At 70.5% G+C, this 23828-nt stretch carries 17 protein-coding genes; 8 read left to right on the plus strand and 9 right to left on the minus strand.

The window, feature by feature from the left end:
- The first annotated feature begins 38 nt into the window (after positions 1–38).
- The 5 genes from STRCI_RS25730 (at position 39) to STRCI_RS25750 (ending at position 8761) form a co-directional block, all read left to right on the plus strand.
- On the plus strand, positions 39–2069 hold the full coding sequence (locus tag STRCI_RS25730; RefSeq protein WP_269661327.1) for a thioredoxin domain-containing protein: 2031 nt from the start codon (positions 39–41) through the stop codon (positions 2067–2069).
- 212 nt (positions 2070–2281) lie between these two features.
- A complete protein-coding gene (locus STRCI_RS25735) occupies positions 2282–3550 on the plus strand; it encodes a glycosyltransferase (protein ID WP_269661328.1) in 1269 nt (422 codons plus the stop codon).
- Positions 3547–5172 (plus strand): ArnT family glycosyltransferase, encoded by a 1626-nt coding sequence (locus STRCI_RS25740; RefSeq protein WP_269661329.1) that lies wholly within the window; start codon positions 3547–3549, stop codon positions 5170–5172. The genes STRCI_RS25735 and STRCI_RS25740 overlap by 4 nt, the downstream gene beginning before the upstream one ends.
- Positions 5169–6362 (plus strand): glycosyltransferase, encoded by a 1194-nt coding sequence (locus STRCI_RS25745; protein ID WP_269661330.1) that lies wholly within the window; start codon positions 5169–5171, stop codon positions 6360–6362. The genes STRCI_RS25740 and STRCI_RS25745 overlap by 4 nt, the downstream gene beginning before the upstream one ends.
- The gene (locus tag STRCI_RS25750) at positions 6359–8761 is read left to right on the plus strand and encodes a galactose oxidase early set domain-containing protein (RefSeq protein ID WP_269661331.1); all 2403 of its coding nucleotides are present in this window, start codon (positions 6359–6361) and stop codon (positions 8759–8761) included. The genes STRCI_RS25745 and STRCI_RS25750 overlap by 4 nt, the downstream gene beginning before the upstream one ends.
- 69 nt (positions 8762–8830) lie before the next feature.
- Here the strand turns inward: STRCI_RS25750 and STRCI_RS25755 are convergent, their stop codons facing one another.
- From STRCI_RS25755 to trhA, 4 genes are all read right to left on the minus strand, one after another.
- On the minus strand, positions 8831–9562 hold the full coding sequence (locus STRCI_RS25755; RefSeq protein WP_269661332.1) for a Mut7-C RNAse domain-containing protein: 732 nt from the start codon (positions 9560–9562) through the stop codon (positions 8831–8833).
- 33 nt (positions 9563–9595) lie between these two features.
- Entirely contained in the window at positions 9596–10222 is a 627-nt protein-coding gene (locus tag STRCI_RS25760) for a TetR/AcrR family transcriptional regulator (protein WP_472926751.1), read from the minus strand.
- Positions 10223–10227: 5 nt separating this feature from the next.
- The gene (locus STRCI_RS25765; RefSeq protein WP_269661334.1) at positions 10228–11766 is read right to left on the minus strand and encodes a DHA2 family efflux MFS transporter permease subunit; all 1539 of its coding nucleotides are present in this window, start codon (positions 11764–11766) and stop codon (positions 10228–10230) included.
- 103 nt (positions 11767–11869) lie between these two features.
- Positions 11870–12580 (minus strand): PAQR family membrane homeostasis protein TrhA, encoded by a 711-nt coding sequence (trhA, locus tag STRCI_RS25770; protein ID WP_269661335.1) that lies wholly within the window; start codon positions 12578–12580, stop codon positions 11870–11872.
- 283 nt (positions 12581–12863) lie between these two features.
- On the opposite strand from trhA, the gene STRCI_RS25775 reads away from it, so the two are divergent.
- The 3 genes from STRCI_RS25775 (at position 12864) to STRCI_RS25785 (ending at position 18753) form a co-directional block, all read left to right on the plus strand.
- Positions 12864–14687, plus strand: coding sequence for a phosphoenolpyruvate carboxykinase (GTP) (locus tag STRCI_RS25775; RefSeq protein ID WP_269661336.1), 1824 nt, complete (start codon positions 12864–12866; stop codon positions 14685–14687).
- 229 nt (positions 14688–14916) lie between these two features.
- A complete protein-coding gene (locus STRCI_RS25780) occupies positions 14917–16917 on the plus strand; it encodes a beta-propeller fold lactonase family protein (protein WP_269661337.1) in 2001 nt (666 codons plus the stop codon).
- A 114-nt stretch (positions 16918–17031) separates the two neighbouring features.
- Positions 17032–18753 (plus strand): Ig-like domain repeat protein, encoded by a 1722-nt coding sequence (locus STRCI_RS25785; RefSeq protein WP_269661338.1) that lies wholly within the window; start codon positions 17032–17034, stop codon positions 18751–18753.
- Positions 18754–18780: 27 nt separating this feature from the next.
- Here STRCI_RS25785 and STRCI_RS25790 read toward each other — a convergent pair whose 3' ends face one another.
- The 5 genes from STRCI_RS25790 to STRCI_RS25810 form a co-directional block, all read right to left on the minus strand.
- Positions 18781–19377: a hypothetical protein gene (locus tag STRCI_RS25790; RefSeq protein ID WP_269661339.1), complete on the minus strand. Its 597-nt coding sequence runs from the start codon at positions 19375–19377 to the stop codon at positions 18781–18783.
- The gene (locus tag STRCI_RS25795) at positions 19364–20893 is read right to left on the minus strand and encodes a vWA domain-containing protein (protein ID WP_269661340.1); all 1530 of its coding nucleotides are present in this window, start codon (positions 20891–20893) and stop codon (positions 19364–19366) included. The genes STRCI_RS25790 and STRCI_RS25795 overlap by 14 nt, the downstream gene beginning before the upstream one ends.
- Positions 20890–22053, minus strand: a complete 1164-nt coding sequence (locus STRCI_RS25800; protein ID WP_269661341.1) for a toxic anion resistance protein — start codon at positions 22051–22053, stop codon at positions 20890–20892. Before STRCI_RS25800 ends, STRCI_RS25795 begins: the two co-directional genes overlap by 4 nt.
- A 12-nt stretch (positions 22054–22065) precedes the next feature.
- Positions 22066–23148, minus strand: coding sequence for a substrate-binding domain-containing protein (locus STRCI_RS25805; RefSeq protein WP_269661342.1), 1083 nt, complete (start codon positions 23146–23148; stop codon positions 22066–22068).
- A gap of 188 nt (positions 23149–23336) precedes the next feature.
- Positions 23337–23747 carry an SCO4983 family protein gene (locus tag STRCI_RS25810; protein ID WP_269661343.1) on the minus strand — a complete coding sequence of 137 codons (411 nt, stop codon included), beginning with the start codon at positions 23745–23747 and terminating at the stop codon, positions 23337–23339.
- Positions 23748–23828 lie beyond the last annotated feature (81 nt).

The raw sequence follows: 23828 nt of genomic DNA on the forward strand, positions 1-23828 counted from the left end.
CGCTGTGCGGGCCCAGGTACTGCGGCAGGATGGACCCCATGCCGAACCGACTGGCCCATGAGACGTCTCCGTACCTGCTCCAGCACGCCGACAACCCGGTCGACTGGTGGCCCTGGTCGCAGGAGGCGTTCGAGGAGGCGCGCGGCAGTGGCAAACCCGTGCTGCTCAGCGTCGGGTACTCGAGCTGCCACTGGTGCCATGTGATGGCTCACGAGTCCTTCGAGGACGAGGCGACCGCCGCCTACCTCAACGAGAACTTCGTCAACGTCAAGGTCGACCGTGAGGAACGCCCCGACGTGGACGCCGTCTACATGGAGGCCGTGCAGGCGGCCACCGGCCAGGGCGGCTGGCCCATGACGGTCTTCCTCACCCCGGATGCCGAGCCCTTCTACTTCGGCACCTACTTCCCGCCCGCCCCCCGGCACGGCATGCCCTCCTTCCGGCAGGTGCTGGAGGGCGTCCGGCAGGCCTGGGACGGACGCCGGGACGAGGTCTCGGAGGTCGCCGGGAAAATCGTCCGCGATCTCGCCGAGCGGGAGATCTCCTACGGCGACTCCCGGGCGCCCGGCGAGGAGGAGCTGGCGGGGGCGCTGCTCGGGCTCACCCGGGAGTACGACGCGCAGCGCGGCGGGTTCGGGGGCGCGCCGAAGTTCCCGCCGTCCATGGTGATCGAGTTCCTGCTGCGCCACCATGCGCGGACCGGCTCCGAGGGCGCCTTGCAGATGGCCGCCGACACCTGTGAGCGGATGGCCCGGGGCGGTATCTACGACCAGCTCGGCGGCGGCTTCGCCCGGTACTCCGTGGACCGCGAGTGGGTGGTGCCGCACTTCGAGAAGATGCTCTACGACAACGCGCTGCTGTGCCGGGTCTACGCCCATCTGTGGCGGTCGACCGGGTCCGAACTCGCCCGGCGCGTCGCGCTGGAGACCGCCGACTTCATGGTCCGTGAACTGCGCACCGGCGAGGGCGGGTTCGCCTCCGCGCTCGACGCCGACAGCGATGACGGCACCGGGAAGCATGTCGAGGGCGCCTACTACGTCTGGACCCCCCACCAGCTCCGCGAGGTTCTCGGGGACGACGCGGAACTCGCCGCCCAGTACTTCGGCGTGACCGAGGAGGGGACTTTCGAGGAGGGCGCCTCCGTCCTCCAGCTTCCGCAGCAGGAGAACGTGTTCGACGCCGAGCGGATCGCGGGGATCCGGGACCGGCTGCTCGCCGCCCGCGCCGAGCGCCCGGCACCCGGCCGGGACGACAAGGTCGTCGCCGCCTGGAACGGCCTCGCCATCGCCGCGCTGGCCGAGACCGGCGCCTACTTCGACCGCCCCGACCTCGTCGAGGCCGCGGTGTGCGCCGCCGATCTCCTCGTACGGCTGCATCTGGACGAGCACGTCCGGATCGCCCGGACCAGCAAGGACGGGCACGCCGGGGCGAACGCGGGGGTGCTGGAGGACTACGCCGACGTCGCCGAGGGGTTCCTCGCGCTCGCGTCCGTCACCGGTGAGGGCGTCTGGCTGGAGTTCGCCGGATTCCTGCTCGACCATGTCCTCGCCCGGTTCGTGGACGAGGAGTCGGGGGCGCTGTACGACACCGCGGTGGACGCCGAGCGGCTCATCCGGCGCCCGCAGGACCCGACCGACAACGCCGCCCCCTCCGGCTGGACCGCCGCCGCGGGCGCGCTGCTGAGCTATGCCGCGCAGACCGGCGCCGAGCCCCATCGCACCGCCGCGGAACGGGCGTTGGGCGTGGTGAAGGCGCTCGGTCCGCGGGTGCCCCGGTTCATCGGCTGGGGGCTCGCCGTCGCCGAGGCCTCACTCGACGGGCCGAAGGAGGTCGCGGTCGTGGGCCCCGCGCTGGACGACCCGGCCACCCGCGCCCTGCACCGCACGGCCCTGCTGGGCAGCGCGCCCGGTGCCGTGGTCGCGGCGGGGACTCCGGACAGTGACGAACTGCCGTTGCTCGCCGGGCGTCCGCTGGTCGGCGGTGAACCGGCCGCCTATGTCTGCCGTAATTTCACCTGTGACGCCCCGACGACCGACCCGGAACGGCTGCGGACCGCGCTGAGCGGCTGAAGCTTTGCGACAAGGTGCGGTCGGGGGCGTTCGCGGGCTGCCCAAATTGCGCGTGTGTTCGGTTAGATCCCGCTAGTCGCCGCACCGTTCCGAAACAAGCTATTTATCGGAACAGCTCCCGCGCTTCACACTTCCCCCCTAATCTCTGCACAGTGACGCGACGCGTGTGACTGCCCGTCGCGACAGGGGGTTTTGGGATCTGGGGGGATCTGTTGCTCACGTCTGTCTTCATTGCTGTCGTCTCACTGGCGTTGTTCTGGATGGCCGCGTTCACGCTGTGGTGGCAGATGCACGCCTGGCGCACGCCCGAGGTGCTCGCCTCCACCCGGTTCAGCAGACCGGACGGCGGTGAGCATCTGTCCTTCTCGCTGCTGCTCCCGGCCCGGCACGAACAGGCCGTGCTGGACCACACCATCCAGCGGCTGCTGGAGTCGAGCCACACCGACTTCGAGATCATCGTGATCGTCGGCCACGACGACCCGGAGACCACCGCGGTCGCCGAGCGGGCCGCCGCCCGCGACCAGCGCGTGCGCGTCGTCGTCGACACCCACGAGAAGAAGAACAAGCCGAAGGCCATGAACACGGCGCTGCCGCACTGCCGCGGCGATGTCGTCGGGGTCTTCGACGCCGAGGACCAGGTCCACCCGGAGCTGCTCGCCCACGTCGACCACGCCTTCCGCTCCACCGGCGCCGATGTCGTCCAGGGCGGCGTGCAGCTGATCAACTTCCACTCCAGCTGGTACAGCCTGCGCAACTGCCTGGAGTACTTCTTCTGGTTCCGCTCCCGGCTCCACCTGCACGCGCAGAAGGGGTTCATCCCGCTCGGCGGCAACACCGTCTTCGTCCGCACGGACGTGCTCAGGGAAGCCGACGGCTGGGACCCCAACTGCCTGGCGGAGGACTGCGATCTGGGCGTCCGGCTCTCCAGCGTCGGCAAGAAGGTCGTCGTCGCCTACGACTCCGACATGGTGACCAAGGAGGAGACCCCCGGCAGCCTGATGTCGCTGCTCAAGCAGCGCACCCGCTGGAACCAGGGCTTCCTGCAGGTCTACCGGAAGAAGGACTGGAAGCAACTGCCCACCTTCGGGCAGCGGTTGCTCGCCCGCTACACCCTCACCACCCCGTTCCTCCAGGCCTTCACCGGCCTGATCATCCCGCTCAACGTGGCCATCGCGCTCTTCCTCGACGTGCCGGTGTCCATCGCCTTCATCACCTTCCTGCCGGCCGTCACCGCGCTCGTCACCTTCGTCTTCGAGCTCGTCGGACTGCACGACTTCGGCAAGCAGTACGGACTTCGTGTCCGCTTCGTGCACTACCTGAAGCTCATCGTCGGCGGTCCCTTCTACCAGGTGCTGCTCGCCGGTGCCGCGATCCGTGCCGTCTGGCGCGAGCAGCGCGGCCGTAACGACTGGGAGCTGACCACCCATGTCGGCGCACACCTGAACCAGTCCGACGTGACCCGAGAGGACGTCCCCGCGTGACCTCCACCCTCCCCGCGGTGACCACCGAGGTCACCGCGCAGCGGCAGCCTGCGCCCGAAACCGGTCCGACCGAGCGCCCCGCCCCGCCGAAGAGACTGCGCACCTCCCGGCCCGACCTGCTGCTGTGCGGCGTACTGCTCGTTGCGATCCTCGTCGTCCAGGGCTGGAACATCGCCGACTACCCGACGCTCAGCGACGACGAGGGCACCTATCTCGCGCAGGCCTGGGCGGTCCAGGAGGGCAAGGGCCTCGCCCACTACACGTACTGGTACGACCACCCGCCCTTCGGCTGGATGCAGATAGCCCTGCTCACCTGGATACCCTCGCTGATCAGCCCCGAGTCGATGACCGTCGGCTCGATGCGGGCCGCGATGCTGGTGATCAGCGGCATCAGCGCGGTCCTGGTGTACGTGCTCGGCCGCCGGCTGGCGCTGCCCCGCTGGGCCGCCGGACTCGGCATGGTCCTCTTCGGGCTCTCCCCGCTCTCCGTGGTCCTCCAGCGCGAGATCTTCCTCGACAACCTCGCCGTGATGTGGACGCTGCTCGCGTTCACCCTCGCCGCCTCCCCGAGCCGCCATCTCTGGCACCACTTCGGCGCGGGCATCGCCGCCGCGACCGCGGTGCTGACCAAGGAGACGATGCTGTTCGTCCTCCCGGCGGTCCTGGTCACCATGTGGCGGCACAGCCACCGCGACACCCGTAAGTTCGCGGTGACCGGCGCGATCACCGCCTGCACCCTGATCGGTCTGTCGTACCCCCTCTTCGCCCTGCTCAAGGGCGAGTTGTTCCCCGGCGCCGGACACGTCTCGCTCTGGGACGGCATCAAGTACCAGATGACCCGGCCCGGTTCGGGCTTCATCCTCGACCAGGGCTCCGGCTCCTACGGCGTCCTGCAGTCGTGGCTCTACTACGACCGGGTGCTGCCCCTCGGCGGTCTCGCGGGCGCGCTGCTGCTGCTCGCCACCTGGCGCTGGTCGGTCACCGCCCGCGCTCTCGCCGGGCCCTGCGCCGCGGTCGCCATCCTCGCCCTGGTCGCCATGCGGCCCAGCGGCTATCTGCCCGCGATGTACATCATCCAGGCGCTGCCGTTCCTCGCCCTGGTCCTCGCCGGTGGCACCGCCTCCGTCGCCCATGCCGTGCTGCGCAAGGGACGGGTGCACAAGGCGGGCCGGTACACCCTCGCCGCCGTCCTCGCGATCGGCGCCGGCGCCTATGTCGTACCGCGCTGGTACGACGGCGCCCGCACCGCCGTCACCACCGACGCCAACGCCCCCTACCGGGCGGCCTCGAAGTGGCTCAGCACCGAGGTGGAGCAGCCCGAGAAGACCCGGGTGCTCGTCGACGACGCGCTCTGGCTGGACCTGGTGCACGCCGGATACCGGCCCGGCAACGGCGTCATCTGGTTCTACAAGGCCGACCTCGACCCCGCGGTGACCAAGACGATGCCGCGCGGCTGGCGGGACATCGACTACGTCGTCGCCTCCCCGACCGTACGACGGGACGCGGACGACCTGCCCAACGTGAAGGCGGCCATGGAGCATTCGACGCCCGTCGCCGTCTTCGGCAAGGGCGAGGACCGCATCGAGATCCGGCAGATCCAGACCGCGGGAGGCGCCCGATGAGCCAGGAATACACGACTCCCGTACCGGATCTGGAAGCCTCCGAGGTTCCCGAGCCCGGTGCCGTCACCATCGTCGTGCCGACCTTCAACGAGTCGGCGAACATCCGCGAACTGCTGCACCAGATCACCGAGTCGGTGCCCGCGCGGCTGCCCTGTGAGGTCGTCTTCGTGGACGACTCCACCGACGACACCCCCGAGGTGATCAAGGAGGCGGCGCAGGACTGCCCGTTCCCGGTGGCCGTGATCCACCGGGACGAGCCGGTCGGCGGGCTCGGCGGGGCGGTCGTGGAGGGGCTGAAGGCGGCCACCTCCGACTGGATCGTGGTGATGGACGGCGACTGCCAGCATCCGCCGTCCCTGGTACCGGAGCTGGTGGCCACGGGTGAGCGGGCGGGCGCCGAACTCGTCGTCGCCTCCCGGTACATCAAGGGCGGCAGCCGGGCCGGGCTCGCCGGGAGCTACCGGGTCGCGGTCTCGCGCGGGGCGACCTGGCTGACCAAGTCCCTCTTCCCGCGCCGGCTGCACGGCATCAGCGACCCGATGAGCGGCTTCTTCGCGATCCGCCGCCAGGCGGTGACCGCCGACGTCCTCAAGCCCCTCGGCTACAAGATCCTGCTCGAACTCGCCGTGCGCAGCCGCCCCCGCCAGGTCGCCGAGGTGCCGTTCGTCTTCCAGGACCGGTTCGCGGGCGAGTCCAAGTCGACCGCCCAGGAGGGCCTGCGGTTCCTGCGCCACCTGGTCGGACTGCGCACCGCGACCCCGGCCGCCCGCATGATCGGCTTCGGGCTGATCGGCGCCTCCGGCTTCCTGCCGAACCTGCTCGCCCTGTGGATCCTGACCGGCCTCGGCATGCACTACCTGCCCGCCGAGATCGTCGCCAACCAGTTCGGTGTGGCCTGGAACTTCCTGCTCATCGAACACCTGCTGTTCCGCGACCGGCGGCTGCACCGGCGCTGGTGGGACCGCGCCGGACGGTTCGCGCTGCTCGCCAACGCCGACCTGGTGCTGCGCATCCCGCTCATCGCGCTGTTCGTGCACCGGTTCGGCATGGACGCGCTCACCGCCACCGCCGTCGCCCTGGTCACCACCTTCGTCCTGCGCTTCGCCGCCACCGAGGCGCTGGTCTACCTGCCCCGCAGGAAGTCCGGCGGGGAGCAGCACAGGAGCCGCACAGCAAGGAGCACCACATGAGACACCGACGGAGAACGGCCTTGATCGCGGTGGGCACCCTCACCGCCGGGCTTCTCCTGACCACACCTCAGTCAGCCGCAGCCGCCAACCTGATCAAGAACCCCGGCTTCGAGACCGCGGGCAGCGGCGATATGCCGTACTGCTGGTCCAAGTCCGGCTGGGGCGACAACGACTTCACGTTCCAGACCGTCGGTGACGCCCACTCCGGCTCCAAGGCGATGAAGGTCGAGCTGACCCGCCGTGCCTCGGGCGACCGCAAGGCGCTGATCACCGAGTCCACCGACTGCGCGCCGGTGGTGTCGCCGGGCAAGCAGTACGACCTCGGCCTCTGGTACAAGACGACCACCCCGGACGCCAACCTCACCCTGTTCCGGCACGACACCACGGCCGGCTGGCAGTACTGGACCGACCTCAAGACCCTGGACATGGCGGGCAGCTGGACCGAGGCGACGGTCCGCACCCCCGAGGTCCCGGCCGGCACCGACCGCATCAGCTGGGGCGTCTCGGTCTACGGCACCGGCTCGGCGACCACCGACGACTACACGATGGAACAGGTCGCCGACGTCACCCCGCCGCCGGACTGCACGGGCACCGCCCAGGAGTGCGCCAACGGCCGCTGGGACGTGCTGCCGGTGCAGAACCCGGTGCGCTCCATGCACTCCGTCGTGCTGCACAACGGCAAGGTGCTGCTGATCGCGGGCTCCGGCAACAGCGAGGAGATGTTCGAGGCGGGCACCTTCACCTCCGCGGTGTACGACCCGGTCAACGGCACGTACAAGATCGTCCCCACCCCGAAGGACATGTTCTGCGCCGGCCATGTCCAGCTCCAGGACGGCCGGGTGCTGGTGATGAGCGGCAACAAGGGCTATCCCTCGGCGGACGGCACGATCGGCTACCAGGGGTACAAGGACTCGTACATCTTCGACCCCGAGACCGAGACGTACACCAAGACCAACGACATGAACGACGGTCACTGGTACCCGTCGGCGACCGTCCTCGGCAACGGTGACGTGATCTCCTTCGGCGGGCTGAAGGAGGACTCCACCGGTTCGGTGACCGCCGAGCTCTGGTCGGACGCCGAGCAGAAGTGGCTGGAGCTCTGGAAGGTCAACCAGACCTGGTCCTACTGGGGCCTGTACCCGTCGATGATCCTCATGCAGGACGGCCGCCTCTTCTACTCCGGCAGCCATGTCTTCGGCAACAACATCCCGGGCACCGGTTCGGCGATCTACGACTACGGCGCCAACTCCGTCACCCAGGTGCCGGGGCTCCAGCGCAAGGACGAGCGGGACCAGTCGGCGAGCGTGCTGCTGCCTCCGGCGCAGGACCAGAAGGTCCTCACCCTCGGCGGCGGCAACATCGAGTCCAACCCGGACGGCAACCGGCTGACCGACATCATCGACCTCAAGCAGCCCAACCCCTCCTACGTGGCCGGGCCGCCGATCCCGCAGGGCACGGTCGACCTCGGCAACGGACCCGTGCCGCAGACCGGCGCCCAGGGCAAGATGTACGTCTCCGCGGTCCTGCTGCCCGACGGCAAGGTGCTGGAGACCGGCGGCGCGCTGCACAACCGTGCCAACCCGGTCTACGAGACGTCGATCTTCGACCCGGCGACGGAGACCTTCGACCAGGTAGCCGCCGACCCCGAGGCCCGCGGCTACCACTCCTCGGCGTTCCTGCTCCCCGACGGCCGGGTCATGACGACCGGTGACAACCCGGGCAACGGCTCCTGGAACCACAACGTGTCGATCTACACCCCGCCCTATCTCCTCAAGGGCGAGCGTCCGGCGATCACTTCGGTGATCGACACCGAGTGGACCTACGGCGACACCCAGCGGATCACGGTGGACCGTCCCATCGCGAAGGCGGAGCTGATCCGCCCGGCGGCGGTGACGCACTCCTCGGACCCGAACCAGCGCTTCGTCGACCTGCCGCTCTCGGTGGACGGCAACAACATCGACCTGAACGTGACGAGCAACCCCAACCTGGCCCCGCCCGGCTGGTACATGCTCTTCGCGGTCGACGCCAACGGTGTCCCGTCGGTGGCCAAGTGGGTCCATCTCTCCGGCCCCGAGGCCCTGAAGGCGACGGACGCCTCGGCGCACGTCCACTCCTTCGCCGACGACCTCTCCGGCAAGGTCACGGGCCCCGGCAAGAAGCGCACCGCGCAGAAGGTCAGCCCGACCGTCTCCGGCTGTGACCGCCACTACGGCTCGGCCAACGTCTGCGTCCCGACGGACTTCCCGCCGACCGTGAAGGCCACGACCAAGTCCCGCTGCGACTGGCTGAAGAAGAACGACTACGGCCGCCTGAAGCTCAACGGCAAGGACGACCCGCTGAAGCTGGACCCGAACAGGGACGGAAAGGCCTGCGGAAAGGGAGATCTCAGGAAGCGCTAGACATACGTAGGGGCGCGGGGAACTGCGCGACCAGCCACAACGGCGCCGCGGTTCCCCACGACCTTTCGCTCAACGGTCCTCCGAGCGGAGCGACAGGGCGCGTTCCACGATGGCGACAAGCTGCTCGTGGTGCGCGCCCTTCCAATACGCCCGCCCACAATCCCGGCACTGCGCGAACACGTCGTACGACCTCTGCGTACCACCGTGGAGCTGATCCGCGACCTCCTCCTTCGTGGCCTCCTTCAGCAGGCCGTTGCAGGCGGTGCATCGGGTCCAGGGCCGGAGTTCAGGCCGGAACCGCTCCAGGACGTCCCGGAGTTGGTCCTCCGGTTGCGTGCTGTAGACGTAGGCCCCGGCGAACAGTTCACGCCGCCGCAGCAACCCCCGATCCCGGCTGAGCATGACGCGCCGCTCCGCAGCGGACCGCGCCGCGAGGGCCGGATCGCCGATGTCCGTCGACTCGTACGCCGTGTCCACCCCGAGCAGCCGCAGGCGTCGCGCCAGCGTGCCGAGGTGGACGTCGAGCAGGAAGCACAGGGGAGCGCCGGGCACCCGCTGGGGCCGCTCGACGGCCCGCACCCGCACCGCGTCGCCCGCCTCGGCGACGTACGACACGGTCACCTCGCGGCCGTTGACCTCCAGCGTCCCGACCTCGGTGAGGGGTACGCCGAGGGACTCCACGACATGGCCGAGGGAGGAGACTCCGTCGGTGGTCAGGGCGGTGACGCCCACGCGGCGTCCGTGCGGGACGAACAGGGCCAGTTCGGGGGCTACTTCGAGGTGGATCTCCGGTCCGGTCACGCGGTCAGGATGCCATGGGGGAGCGGCCCGGGTTCAGGGCTTTTCCGGGGGCAGGCCGTGCTCGATGACATCCAGGGCGTGGTGCAGCAGTTCGCCGAGGTCGTCGCGGAAGTCGTGCTCCGCCCAGTACAGGGTGATCTCCGCGAGGCCGCCGATGAGGGACATCGTGTAGACGCGGACCTCCAGGCTCTCCGGGTCCCGGCCGGTGCGCTCGGCGATGGCCTGGGTGAGCATCTTCCCGGTGACCGACATGGTCTCCAGCATCCGGGAGCGCACCGCGGGCACCTGGACCATCAGATGCGACCGCAGCTTCAGGACGTCCAGGTCCTCCGCGAGCCCGACGCCGACGGCCTTGGTCATCACATGCCGCAGCGTCTCCATCCACGGCTCGTCGGCCGGCCGCTTGCGGATCTCCTCCATCAGCAGCGGGTCGAACTCGTCGGTGAGGACGATGTCCTCCTTGGTCGGGAAGTAGCGGAAGACCGTGGACGGCGACACTTCGGCCCGCTCGGCGATCTGCTCGACGGTGGTGGCGTCGTAGCCCTGCTCCCGGATCAGTGCGTACGTCGCGTCCCGGATCGCCGTCCGGGTCTTGATCTTCTTCCGCTCCCGCAGTCCCAGGTGGGAGTGGTCGGCGGAGGTGGTGCGTGCGGCCGTCATGCAGGTCATTGTCGGGCATCGGCCGAGCCGGGGACCAACTCCCCGGTGTCCTTGTCGTCGGCCCCGGCATCCGTCAGGAACACCGCCGCCAGCAGCGCGGCCACCAGGGAGGCGACGGCGCAGACCAGCAGCACCACGCCCATGCCGTGCACATAGGCGCTGTTCGCGGAGGCCACCAGGTCGGCGGCGCCGGTGCGTTCGGCGACGAGATGGGCGGCGACCACGGACTCCCCGGCGGTGTCGGCGGCCTCCGCGGGCAGCCCGGTGGCATCGAGCCGGTCGCGGAAGACCCCGGCGAGCAGACTGCCGAGCAGGGCGATGCCGACGGCGCCGCCGACCTGCCGGAGCGTCATCAGCAGCCCGGAACCGCTGCCGGCCCGGTCGGCGGGCAGGGTGCCGAGGGCGGCGTCCATGGCCGGGACCACCGCGAGCCCGAACCCGAGCCCGGCGACCGAGAGCCACAGCGCGGTGAAGCCGTAGCCGGACTCCACCGTCGTACGGCTGCCCAGCAGCGCGGCGAAGGCCAGGACCGCCAGGCCCGCGCTCACCACCGCGCGCGCCCCGAACCGGGCCACGACCGGCTGGGCGGCCCGCGCGGCGACCAGCAGTCCGCCCATCATCGGCAGCAGCCGCACACCGGTGCCGAGGGCGTCGTGGCCGAGGACGGCCTGGAGGTAGGGCGGCAGCACGAACAGCAGGCCGGACAGGACGAACATCACCAGCGTCGCGGCGAGCGTGTTGAAGAGGAAGCCGCGGTGGGCGAGGAGCGTCATGTCGAGCATGGGGCGGGCGGCCCGCCGTTCGCGCAGGACCAGCGCGGTGATCAGCAGGACGGCCGCGGTGAGCGTGCCCAGCACCAGGGGGTCGGCCCAGCCGCGCGCCGGGGCCTCGATGATCGCGTAGACCAGGGCGCCGAGGCCGGTCGCGGTGAGGGCGGTGGAGACGGTGTCGACCCTGGGCGAGGCGGGGTCCCGGGTCTCCGGCAGCAGGAACAGACAGGCGGTGATGCCGAGCGCGGCCATCGGGACGTTGACCAGGAAGACCGAGCCCCACCAGAAGTGGTCCAGCAGCCAGCCGCCGATGATCGGGCCGAGCGGCAGGCCGAGCGCGGAGGCGGCGGACATCACGCCGACGGCCTTGGTGCGCTCCTCGGGGGCGAACAGCGAGGGCAGCACGGACAGCGCGAGCGGGGTGACCAGGGCGGCGCCGACGCCCATGACCGCGCGGGCGGCGATCACCGTGTCCACGTCCCCGGCGAGCGCGCCGACGACGGAACCGGCCAGGAAGACCCCGAGTCCGGCGATCAGCATCCGGCGGCGCCCGAACCGGTCGCCGAGCAGTCCGGCGGGGAGCATCAGCGCCGCGAAGACGACGACGTAGGCGTCCGCCATCCATTGCTGCTGACCGGTGGTGGCGCCGAGGTCGGCGGCCATGGTCGGCAGCGCCACATTGAGGATCGTCATGTCGAAGCCGAGCGTCAGCATGCTCGCGACCAGGGCGGAGAGGGCCCACCAACGGCGGGAGTCCGGAGTGACAGTAGCCATGAAATGAGAGTAGCTCTCAAAAGGTGCCCACTGTCAAATGTGTGCGGGCATGAAAAAGGGCCACGGTCGCTCGAACCGTGGCCCTCGCTCTGCCGGAGACGGGCTATCCGTGCTGGTACGCCACCAGGGAGATGCCGACGTAGTGCACGACGAACGCCGCCAGGGTGAAGGAGTGGAACACCTCGTGGAAGCCGAACCAGCGCGGTGAGGGGTTCGGGCGCTTGATGCCGTAGATCACGCCGCCCGCGCTGTAGAGGAGGCCGCCGACGATCACCAGGACCAGGACCGCGATGCCGCCCGAGCGCATGAAGTCGGGCAGGAAGAAGACGGCCGCCCAGCCCATGGCGATGTAGCAGGGGGTGTAGAGCCAGCGCGGGGCGCCGACCCAGAAGACCCGGAAGACGATGCCCGCGGCCGCCGCCGCCCAGATCCCCCACAGCAGCCACTGCCCCTTGGCGCCCGGCAGGAGCAGCAGGGTCAGCGGGGTGTAGGTGCCCGCGATGATCAGGAAGATGTTGGCGTGATCGAGGCGGCGCAGGATGCCGTCCATCCGCGGGCTCCAGTTGCCCCGGTGGTACAGCGCGCTCACGCCGAACAGCAGACAGGCCGTGAGGACGTAGATCCCGCAGGCCATGCGGCCTCTGGAGGAGTCGGCGAGGGCGGTCAGCACCAGGCCCGCGATGAGCACGGCCGGAAACATGCCGAGATGCAGCCAGCCCCGGAGCTTGGGCTTGACCGGATGCAGGGAGAGCGCGACGGAACCACGGCCGGATGCCGGCAGGTCCGCGGGCGCGTCGGGGACGGACGCAGTCATGGTCCGAATCGTACCTACGGAACCGTAGGTTACGTAGCAGTCCGGACAGCAAGAGTGGCCATCATCTCACGGGAGTTGACGCCTGTACGGCCTCCGGCTGAAGCGGACGTGGCCAGCCTCACGCTCGCTCACCTGTGACGCCCTCTGGACATATGCGCACTCCCGTCGGATGATCAAATGAGTGCGGTCGGCACCGGATGAGCGCCAGGTACCCCTCTGGCAGGCATCCGGGTCGCAGCCCCCACGGGGCCTCCAACAAAAAATCCCTCATTTAGGAGCAATCGTGGCGCGCGACAACGCGGCTCCCTCCGTCGTTCCCACCAACCACCAGGAACTGATCTCGTGGGTGAACGAGATCGCCGAACTGACCCAGCCGGACAACGTGGTCTGGTGCGACGGTTCCGAGGCCGAGTACGAGCGCCTGTGCGGGGAGCTCGTGGCGAAGGGCACCTTCCGGAAGCTCGACCCGATCAAGCGCCCCAACTCCTACTACGCGGCCTCCGACCCGACCGACGTCGCGCGCGTCGAGGACCGCACCTTCATCTGCTCCGAGAAGGAGGAGGACGCGGGCCCCACGAACCACTGGATGGCCCCCGCGGAGATGCGTGCGGTCTTCTCCGGCGAGCAGGGCGTCTTCCGCGGCTCGATGCGCGGCCGGACCATGTACGTCGTCCCGTTCTGCATGGGCCCGCTCGGCTCCAAGCTGTCCGCGATCGGCGTGGAGATCACCGACTCCGCCTATGTCGCCGTCTCCATGCGCACCATGACCCGCATGGGACAGGCCGTCCTCGACGAGCTCGGTGAGGACGGCTTCTTCGTGAAGGCCGTGCACAGCGTGGGGGCGCCCTTGGAGGCCGGCCAGGCAGACGTGCCGTGGCCGTGCAACCAGACCAAGTACATCTCCCACTTCCCGGAGTCCCGCGAGATCTGGTCCTACGGCTCCGGCTACGGCGGCAACGCCCTGCTCGGCAAGAAGTGCTACGCCCTGCGCATCGCGTCGGTGATGGCGCGGGACGAGGGCTGGCTGGCCGAGCACATGCTGATCCTGAAGCTCACGCCCCCGCAGGGCGAGTCCAAGTACGTCGCCGCCGCCTTCCCGTCCGCCTGTGGCAAGACCAACCTCGCCATGCTGGAGCCCACGATCTCCGGCTGGACGGTGGAGACCATCGGCGACGACATCGCCTGGATGCGCTTCGGCGAGGACGGCCGCCTGTACGCCATCAACCCCGAGGCCGGTTTCTTCGGCGTCGCGCCCGGCACCGGTGAGCACACCAACGCCAACGCGATGAAGACCCTGTGGGGCAACTCCGTCTTCACCAATGTCGCCCTCACCGACGACGGCGACATCTGGTGGGAGGGCATGACGGAGGAGACCCCGGCCCACCTGACGGACTGGAAGGGCAACGACTGGACGCCCGCGTCCGACGTTCCGGCCGCCCACCCCAACGCCCGCTTCACGGTCCCGGCGTCCCAGTGCCCGATCATCGCGCCCGAGTGGGAGGACCCCAAGGGCGTCCCGATCTCCGCGATCCTCTTCGGCGGCCGGCGCGCCACCGCCGTACCGCTGGTGACCGAGTCCTTCGACTGGAACCACGGCGTGTTCCTCGGCGCCAACGTGGCCTCCGAGAAGACCGCCGCCGCCGAGGGCAAGGTCGGCGAGCTGCGCCGCGACCCGTTCGCCATGCTGCCGTTCTGCGGCTACAACATGGGCGACTACATGGGCCACTGGGTCGACGTCGCCAAGGACAAGGACGCCGCGAAGCTCCCGAAGATCTACTACGTCAACTGGTTCCGCAAGAACGACGAGGGCAAGTTCGTCTGGCCCGGGTTCGGCGAGAACAGCCGCGTCCTGAAGTGGATCGTGGAGCGCCTGGACGGCAAGGCGGAGGGCGTCGAGACCCCGATCGGCGTCCTGCCGGCCAAGGGCGCCCTCGACACCAAGGGCCTGGAACTGCCCGAGGCCGACCTGGAGTTCCTGCTCACGGTCGACAAGGAGATCTGGCGCGAGGAGGCCGCGCTGGTCCCCGAGCACCTCAACACCTTCGGCGACCACACCCCGAAGGAGCTGTGGGACGAGTACCACGCGCTGGTCGAGCGCCTGGGCTAGTCAGTCCCCTCACAGACCCCCGCGGCCGGCCTCCGATGGGAGCCCTGACCAGTGATCGTCACGGGCCGGCCGCGGGTGGCGGCACGATGTCACGAACCCGGCCCCGCACAACGGCGTGCGGGGCCGTGCTGCGCGCTCCCCCGCTGGGATGGAATTCCTGCGTCCGGTGAGGGCAACGCCGCTCGTGGCGAGCGCCGGCGGGCGGGCGCCCGGCGGAAGGCTGGCGCCCATGCGCACACCTCTTGTACGGCGGGCATGGCGCCGCGGCCGACCCGTCCTGGCCCGCGCCGGGACCGTCGCGGCGACCGTACTGGCCCTCGTCCTGACCCTGCCCGGCACCGCGACGGCTGCCCCCGGCGACCTCGACACCGACTTCAGCGGCGACGGCCGGGTCGTCACCGACCTCGCCGACGACGATCAGGCCTACGACGTGGCGGTGCAGCCCGACGGGAAGATCGTCTCCGTCGGCACCTCCACCGACTACTCGGTGCTGGAGGGCCGCTGGGCGCTGACCCGGCACAACGCCGACGGCACCCCGGACACCGGCTTCGGTGACGGCGGCACGGTGACGACCGCCATCAACAACATGGAGCCGGACCTCCAGTGGAGCGAGGCCAACGCCGTGGCGTTGCAGCCCGACGGCAGGATCGTCGTCGCGGGCTACAGCTGGCGCGGCTACGAGAACTGCTGCTGGTTCACGGTGGCCCGGTACAACAGCGACGGCAGCCTGGACAACACCTTCAGCGATGACGGCAGGTTCTTCGCCGACATCGACGGTCCGACCGAGGCCCGCGACGTGGCGATCGACTCGTCCGGCCGGATCGTCGTGGCCGGTTACACCGGCGGCGAGGTGGCGGTGGTCCGCCTCAACGGCAACGGCACCCCGGACACCTCGTTCGGCGGCGACGGCACGGTGACCGCCGACCCCTCGCCGGAGCCCAATGAGGCGGGCGGCGGCGCCCACGCCCTGGTCCTGCAGCCCGACGGGAAGATCGTCGTTGGGGGTGATGTCGGTTCGACCCGCTTCGACTTCTCGCTGATGCGCTTCACCACCAACGGCGACCTCGACACCGGCTTCGACGGCGACGGCATGGTCCGCACCGACTTCGGCGACTACGAGACCGTGGAGGGGCTCGCGCTCCAGTCCGACGGCCGGATCGTCGCCGCCGGGGGCGACAGCCTGGCCCGCTACCACACCAACGGCTCCCTCGACACGGGCTTCGACGGTGACGGCAAGGTCGTCGTCTCCGGAGGCGCGGCCTGGGACCTGGCGCTCCAGCCGGCCGACGGCCGGATCGTCCTCGCCGGAAGCAACGGAGCCGGCGGGAACTTCGCCGTCCTGCGCTACAACACCGACGGCAGCCAGGACACCGGCTTCGGCAGCGGGGGCGTGGCGACCGCGGACTTCGGCGGCGGCGACTCCGTGCGGGGCGTGGCCGTCCAGTCCGACGGGAAGATCGTCGCGGCCGGTCGGGGCGGCGCCGAGGGCGACTTCGCGCTCGCCCGCTTCCAGGGCGGCGGAACGCCGCAACCCTCCGGCGCGGACCTGGCGGTGACGAAGTCCGGCCCCGGCACGGTCAGCATCGGCGACCGGGCCACCTACACCGTGACCGTCACCAACAACGGCCCGGCCACGGCGACCGGAGTCTCCCTCACCGACACCTTCACCGGCCCCGCCCGCACCGTCATCTCGGCGACCACCACCCAGGGCACCTGCACCACCGCCGTGACCTGCACCCTCGGCAGCCTCGCCGCGGGCGCGCAGGTCGTCGTGACCGTCGTCGCCGAACCCCGCGCGACCGGCACCCTCACCCAGCGGGCCACCGTCACGGCCACCCAGTCCGACCCGGCGGCCACCAACAACACGGTCACGGTCACCACCACCGTCAACAACGCCCGCGGCTGCACCCGGATCGGCACCAGCGGCAACGACACCATCACCGGCACCTCCGGCACCGACGTCATCTGCTCCCTCGGCGGCGACGACACCGTCAACGCGAGCTACGGCAACGACACCGTCCACGGCGGCTTCGGCAACGACCGGATCGACGGCGGCTCCGGCAACGACACCCTCAACGGCGGTGCCGGGAACGACAACCTGATCGGCAACTACGGCTACGACAGCCTCAACACCGTCGACAGCGTCTCCGGCAACGACACCGCCAACGGCGGCGCGAACACGGACACCTGCACCACGGACCCGGGCGACACCCGCATCAGCTGCCCCTGATCGCCGCACCCTCCACGCGCCCCCTTGATCACAGGATCTTCACCCCTGTTACATGGGGGCCACGCGGGCCTCACCGCTCCCGGTGAGGCCCAACACAGCCTGTGGGGGGCACAGTTGAAGAGCGCACACCGTACCGGACGTCTCGCGGCCACGGTTCTCGCCGCCGCACTCGCCGGGACCGGTCTGACCGTCGCCGTCGCACCCGCGGCGCACGCGGCGGCCTCCGATGTCGTGGCCAAGCTGCCGATCACGTCGTACTCCGCGCTGGTCGTCGATGACGTGCACCAGCGGGTGTACGTCGCCGACGCCCAGACCAGCAGCACCTACAACCGCGGCACCATCGCGGTGTACACCTTCGACGGCGAGCGCGTCACCACCATCACCACGCCGCAGTACATCTCCGGTCTGGCGCTCAGCGCCGACGCCGGCACGCTGTACGCCGGCGGGATGGAGTACATCCTCAAGGTCGACACCACCACCTACGTGGTGGACTACGAGCGTTCCGCGTCCTTCGACAACTGCGGCCGCAGCATGGCCTTCTCCGGCGGCCAGCTGTACTACACCACGCCGTACGCCGCCTACACCCCGAACTGCGACACCACCGCGTACTCGAACCTGGACAGTCTGGCCGGGCGCACCAACTGGCAGGACTACGGCAAGCTCCAGCTGAAGTCCGGCCCCGGTGACCGGATGCTCATGGGCCAGCCGCCCAACGCGAACGCGGCCAACCCCTTCGTCGCCGTCTTCGACACCAGCGGCGGCACCCTGGTCCGCAACGCCGCCCGCCGCTTCGCCGCCGCCGACGGCACCGGCGCGCTGAACCTGAAGGACATGGCGTTCTCGGCGGACGGCAGCAAGGTCGGCGTCGCGGACGCCGCCCACGGCCACCGGCTGCTGAACACCTCCGACCTGTCCGACGCGGCCGAGGGCTACCAGGCCCTGCCGTCCGGGGCCACGGCGAGCGCCGTCGGCTTCAGCGGTGACGGCAGGTACGTCGCGCGTGGCTCCTCGGCCACCGGCTCCACCCCCGACCTGCTGGTGCAGCCCGCCGACCCGACGGACGCCACCGCTCCGCTGGAGTTCGTCTACGAGGGCAGCCTCGACGGCGACCGGGTGGCTCCGCGCGGCATCGAGTGGTCCGCCGACGGCTCCCGGCTCTTCACGGTCACCACCAACGCGGCCGGCACCCAGTACTGGCTGCACGTCGTCCAGCCCCCGGCCGTCCAGTACGACGTACGCCTCAGCGAAACGTTCACGCACAGCCCCGCCCAGGCCGTCGCGGGCGAGCCGCTGTCGGTGCGGGGGCGTCTGGAGTACGACGGACCCGCGCCCGCCGAGCCGCTGAAGGTCAAGGCGACCCGCACGGACGCGAACGGCACCCACGACCTCGGCACGTTCCCCGTCAAGGCGGACGGCTCCTACACCGTCCTGGACGAGCCCGACCTGCTCGGGGACGCCACCTACACGGTCTCCTACCTCGGCGACCTCACCCACCGTCCGGCCACCGACGTCACCCACACCGTGTCCGTCGGCAAGGCGCCCACCTCGATCGCGCTCACCGCCCCGGCGGAGGCCTCGCTCAGCACCGGCGTCGAGATCACCGGCACCTTCACCGCCCAGGGCAAGGCGCTCCCGGACCGGGCGGTGCTCAAGGTCGAGCGCACCGACCGGCTCGGCACCGGCACCCTGTCGTCGGTGACGGTCGCCGCGGACGGCACCTTCACCATCAACGACATCCCCCGCACCCGACGCGAGACGACGTACAAGGTCACCTGGCCGGGCGACGACCTGCACACGTCCTCGACCGCCTCGGCGACGGTCTACGTCACGCGCTGACCCCCAGGGCCTGTCGTCGGACGGGCCCTAGCCCCCACCCCGGTCCTCCAAGTACCGGCTGTGGGTCTCCTGGCGGCGGGCCTCGGTGTCGCGGAGGGTCGCCGCCAGGGTCTCCGCCTCCTGGCGGAGCAGGGCGAGCTGGAGTTCCAGGTGGCGTTCCGGAGGTTCCTGGCCCGGTGTCAGGCGGGTCCACCAGCGCGCCCGTACATAGCTGTCCACGGCCTCGGGGAGGTCCTGCCGTACCGCCCGGGACAGGGTGTGCAGGCCCTCCGGGTCCTGGGCGAGCAGCTGGGTGGACCAGCCGGGAGCGAGCAGCGCGGTCAGCAGGTTCGTCAGCTCGGTGAGCTGTCCGGCCGATGCCGGGGACAGCTCCACCTCCATCAGATACTCGCTCAGCTTCTCGAAGTCGCCCCGCAGTTCGTCGAGTTGGGCCGAAGGATCCGGGAAGTCCGGCGGCTCGGGCCGCTCCGGCGGGGCGATCAGCGCGCCCGCGCCGTACAGTCCCGCCACGACGGCCGGCCAGTACGGGCCCGCCACCCCGGCGAAGGTCAGCCCGAGCCCGGCCAGCCCGCACACGCTGCCCGCGATGTTCTTGCGTGACTCCAGGTACTTACTGATAGCCACGGATCTCCTCGAAGGCGTCGTCCAGCGAGCCCTGTTGGGCGTCGAAGAGCCGACCGCCGGTCAGGTCGGCGATGTGGCCCAGCTCGGACCGGTCGGAGTCGCCGAAGACGATGGGGAAGACGGGCGTGCCGCGCCGCTCACGGTCGAGGCCGGCATAGAAGGTGTCGAACTCGTCCGCCTCGGCGCCCGCGGTGTTCTCGCCGTCCGTCATCAGCACGATCGAGGTGAACGTGTCCTGGCCGGAGCCGAGATGGTCGTACGCCTCCTCCAGGGAGGTGTAGATGGCGGTGTCGCCCTCGGCGGTCAGCGCCTCGGTGTCCTCGCGGATCCCCTCCAGGCCCGCATCCGGGTCGGCGGGGTCCACGACATGGGTGCGCACGCTCTTCACGGCCGAGCCGAACGGCATCAGTGTGACCTCCTCGCGCTCCCGGAAGTCGCTGGTCAGACCGGTGAGCGCGGACTTCAGACCGGCCAGCCGGTCGCCCTCCATGGAGCCGGAGGTGTCCAGCACGTACACGGTCCGCGAGGGGCGGCGCAGCTCGTTCTCGTAGGAGTCGAGCAGCCCGTCGGCGACGGAACGGCTGCCCGGGAAGGGCAGTTCACGCCGTCGGCCGGTGTCCAGGCCCGCTCCCGGTGCCACCGAGGGGACGACCGGGCGGCGGTGCGTGAGGTCGGTGATCTCCTTCTGGAGGTCCAGGCCGCGCAGCGACTCGGTCAGCAGACGCACCTTCTCGCGGGTGTCGGCGTCGGTCGAGGCGAGCGTGGAGAGCGGGTAGTCAGCGGTGACGACACCGTCGCTCGGGCGGATCACGGTCAGGCCGGGGACGCCCATGAGCACGGACTCGTAGTTGAGCATCGCGTCGACGTCCCCGCGCCGCTCGTAGGCCGCCGCCAGCCAGCCCGACGACCCCGAGGTCAGCTGCTGCCCCCGGAAGAACTCCTTCAGACGAGGGCCCGCCTTCTTCACATCCGCGTCGGTGAGCGCCGACTGGGCGTCGGAGAGCGCGGAGGAGACCGAGACCAGCGTGGCGAAACCGGAGTTGGAGCGTGCCGGATCGGTCATGCCGTACGTCAGTCTCCCGTCCCGCACGGCCTGTTCGACCTGGGACCAGGTGACGTCCTCCGGCTTCCAGCCGAGCTTCTCCACGGTGGCCGACCGCACGCCGATGGCGACCGGGCTGCTCATCACCGGCGTCTCCGAGACGACCTTACTCGCCGCCTCGGGACGCAGCCGCAGATAGTCGTTGGAGGACAGCCACAGGGCGTCGTACTTGCCGTCCACCCCGCCCTCGGCCAGCAGCTCCACCGCGTCCAGGGTGCCGATGTAGGTGGGCTTGACCGTGATGCCGGTGTCCTGCTCGACGAGGTCCAGCACCGGCTTCATGTCGTCCAGTTCGCTGGAGGCGAGGACGCGCAGGGTGCCCGTCGTGGGGGAGTCGGGCTGCCGGTGGCCCTCGCCGGTGCAGGCGCCGGCCAGCAGGACGACGGCGAGGACTGCTGCGGCGCGGGCTCTCATCCGAGGCCCCCGTCCAGCGCCCCCCGGGTCCGGCTGCGCTCCAAGTAGGCAGAGGCGCTCTGGAGTTCGGCCGTCAGGTTCTCCACCGTCGTGGCCATCACCTCGGTCGCCTGGACCTTGTAGGAGTCGATCGCGTCCAGGGTGCGGTAGATCTGCTGGAAGGCGCCGCGCAGGGTCTCCGCGCCGACTGCCGGGTCGGCGGCGATCCGCTGGATCTCCCCGCCCTGCGTCGCGAGCATCTCCGCATTGCCCCGGATCAGGTCCTCGGTGGACCCGCGCAACGCGTTGACCTGTTCGATGACCTTCTTCTGGTTGTCGAGGGCGGAGGCCAGCATGACGGAGATCCGCAGCGCCGACACGGTCGTGGTCGCGGCCCGGTCGACGCCCTTGATCAGCTCGTCGTTGTTGCGCCGTACGACGTCCATGGCCAGGTAGCCCTGCGCGCACACCGCGAGCTGGGTGAGCAGGTCCTGGTGCTTCTGGCGGACCGGGAAGAGCACGTCGGCGCGGAGCGAGTCGGCGGTGTCCGGGTCGGGGACGCCGGTGATGTGCTGCTCCACCGCGTTGTCGAGGGCCTCGGTGAGGACGACGTACTCCTGGAGCTTGCCCATGGTCTCCCACAGGCGCACCCGCTCGGTCTGCAACGCGGCGTTGTCCCGGCGCAGTTCGTCCTGACCGCCGCGCAGCGAGCCCACGATCTTGTTGAGCGTCCCTTGTGCGGAGGCGTACTTGGCGACGTGGTCGCGCAGCTTGTTGCCGCCGGGCAGCCTGGAGAGGAACTTGCGCCCCTTGGCGGCGGGCAGGTCACGCGGGTCCAGGTCCTCGACGACGCGCCGCAGTTCCACCAGCGAGCCCGCGACCTGCGACTGCGCGTCCCCGCCCTGGTCCGGGAGGCTGCGGATGGTCCGCTCCAGCATCCGGTTGGACTGCGCGGCGGCGCTGCGCATCTCGCCCGAGCCGAGCGCGGTGATCTCCCCGACCTTGCCCGCGAACTCGGGGGAGCGGGCGTCGAGCGCGGCGAGCGACCGGACGTAGTCGGACGCCTTCTGCGCGATGCCCGCGCGGACGCTGTCCTCGACGGGCACCAGCCCGCCCGCCTTCTCCCGCGGCACGGGCGCGACGGCCTCGGGCGGGGTGAGCGTAAAGCTTTCTTCTGCCATCTGCGGTTCCCCCTAGGATCCGGCCCGGCGCGCCATGTCGTGCAGCACCGCGGAGGTGGGCACGGGCGCCTGCCGGACACCGGTGAGCTTCTGGTTGAGATAGGCCGTGTGCGCTGCGGTGGCCGAGGTGAACTCGGCGGTGGCGCCCTGCGGCCGGAACCCGTGCCGCACCGCGAGAGCGCGCAACTGCGGGTCGGTGCTGAGCAGTTCCCCGAGCGCCCGGCCCTGCTCGGTGAGGGGTACGACGGTGTGGTCGCTGTTGGCGGTGGTGTCCGGGTAGAGGACGGTCAGGTCGTCCACGCCCTCGCCGGTCCCCTGTCCGAGGAGTGCCGCGACCTGCGACTCGTACACCAGCACCAGCGGGTTCCCGGCGCCGGAGACGAAGTCCCGGAACGCGGCGTCGGTGCTGGGCTGCTGGGCACCCTGCACGCTGATGAGCTTGCGCATGAGCGGCGCGGTGGCGTCGACGTCCTTGCCGCTCGCGGCGACCCGGCCGCCGCCCTCCACATAGGAGGCCGCGGCGAGGTAGAGCGCGCCGGAGTTGGAGGTCTCCGGGTCGGTGGAGGCGATGAAGAGGGTGCCGGTCAACTCCCCGTACTTCTCGGCCCCCTTGAGCTGCTGCCAGGTCCGGTCGGCGCGGGCGGCGTCGAGATAGGCATCCATCCTCAGGGTGCCGCGATGCCCACCGTCCAGCTCGGCCAGCCCGTTGCCCACCAGCACCTCGGCGGCGCTGCGGTGCGCCACGACGACGAGGGGCGAGTAGAAGGGCCGGGGCAACGGCCGGCGGGCCTGGAACTTGTCGGCCAGCTCATCGGCGGGTGCCTGGCTGGAGGGGAAGGCGAGGTCGTACCCCTTGAGGTCGAGCCCCTCCATCGCCCAGGACCCGGACGTCTCCGTCCGCACGGTGTAGCCCTTGGCGGCGAGGGCCTTCACCACGTCGGGATCGGCGAAGAACTCCGCCTTCTCCGATCCGATCACTGCCCGCACGGTCTTCGTTGCCGTGCCCGTGTCCCCGTTGTCCCGGCCCGCCACGACAGCAGCCACCACGCCGCCGATCAGCAACACCGCGAGGACGATTCCTGCGATTCGTCTCACGCGAGGAGAGTGCTCTCGGAACCCCACGTTCCGGGGCGCCTCGCATGAACGGGGGGTGAAGGGGCGGACCCGGAATGCAACGGGAACCGAGGATTCCCGGGACCGGGGCCGACGGGGTGTGTGGCGCCCGGTCCGCGCGTCGCTGCGGGTGCGCGCGGACCGGGGCCGTCAGGGGGAGCCCGGGGGGCTCAGTGGGACGCGAGTTCGCGGGGGTCGAGGGCCGCGGCGTGGGCGTCCATGCGTTCGGCGGTGAGGATGGCTACCGCGGTGTCGGCGCGCGAGGCCGCGACGACCAGGGCCCGTCCGGCGAGGGTGTGGGCCCGCTGATGGAGGGCCTCGGGGGCCCGGGGGTCGGTCGCGGGTACCGCTCGCACCAGGCCGCCGCGCAGTCGGGTCACCTGTTCCGCGAGGCGCTCGGCGGCGGTGTCCAGGTCGGCGGACGGGGTCTGGGCGCGCAGCTCGTCGGTCACCGCCAGCAGTGCGGCGAGATGGCCCGCCAGCTGGATGTCCAGCTCCTCCTCGCGCGTCCGGTGGGGGAAGTCGGAGGTGGTGCCGGCCATCGTGCTGTGGACCGACTTGGTGCGGATCGGTTCGTACATGGGGATGGCCTCCTGTGCTCTGACAGGAAGCCATCCTAGCTTAGATTCCGTCTAAAGTTGAGTCGCTCTTAAAACGGCCGG

Origin of the sequence: Streptomyces cinnabarinus (assembly GCF_027270315.1) — a bacterium.
Classification (GTDB): Bacteria; Actinomycetota; Actinomycetes; order Streptomycetales; family Streptomycetaceae; genus Streptomyces; species Streptomyces cinnabarinus.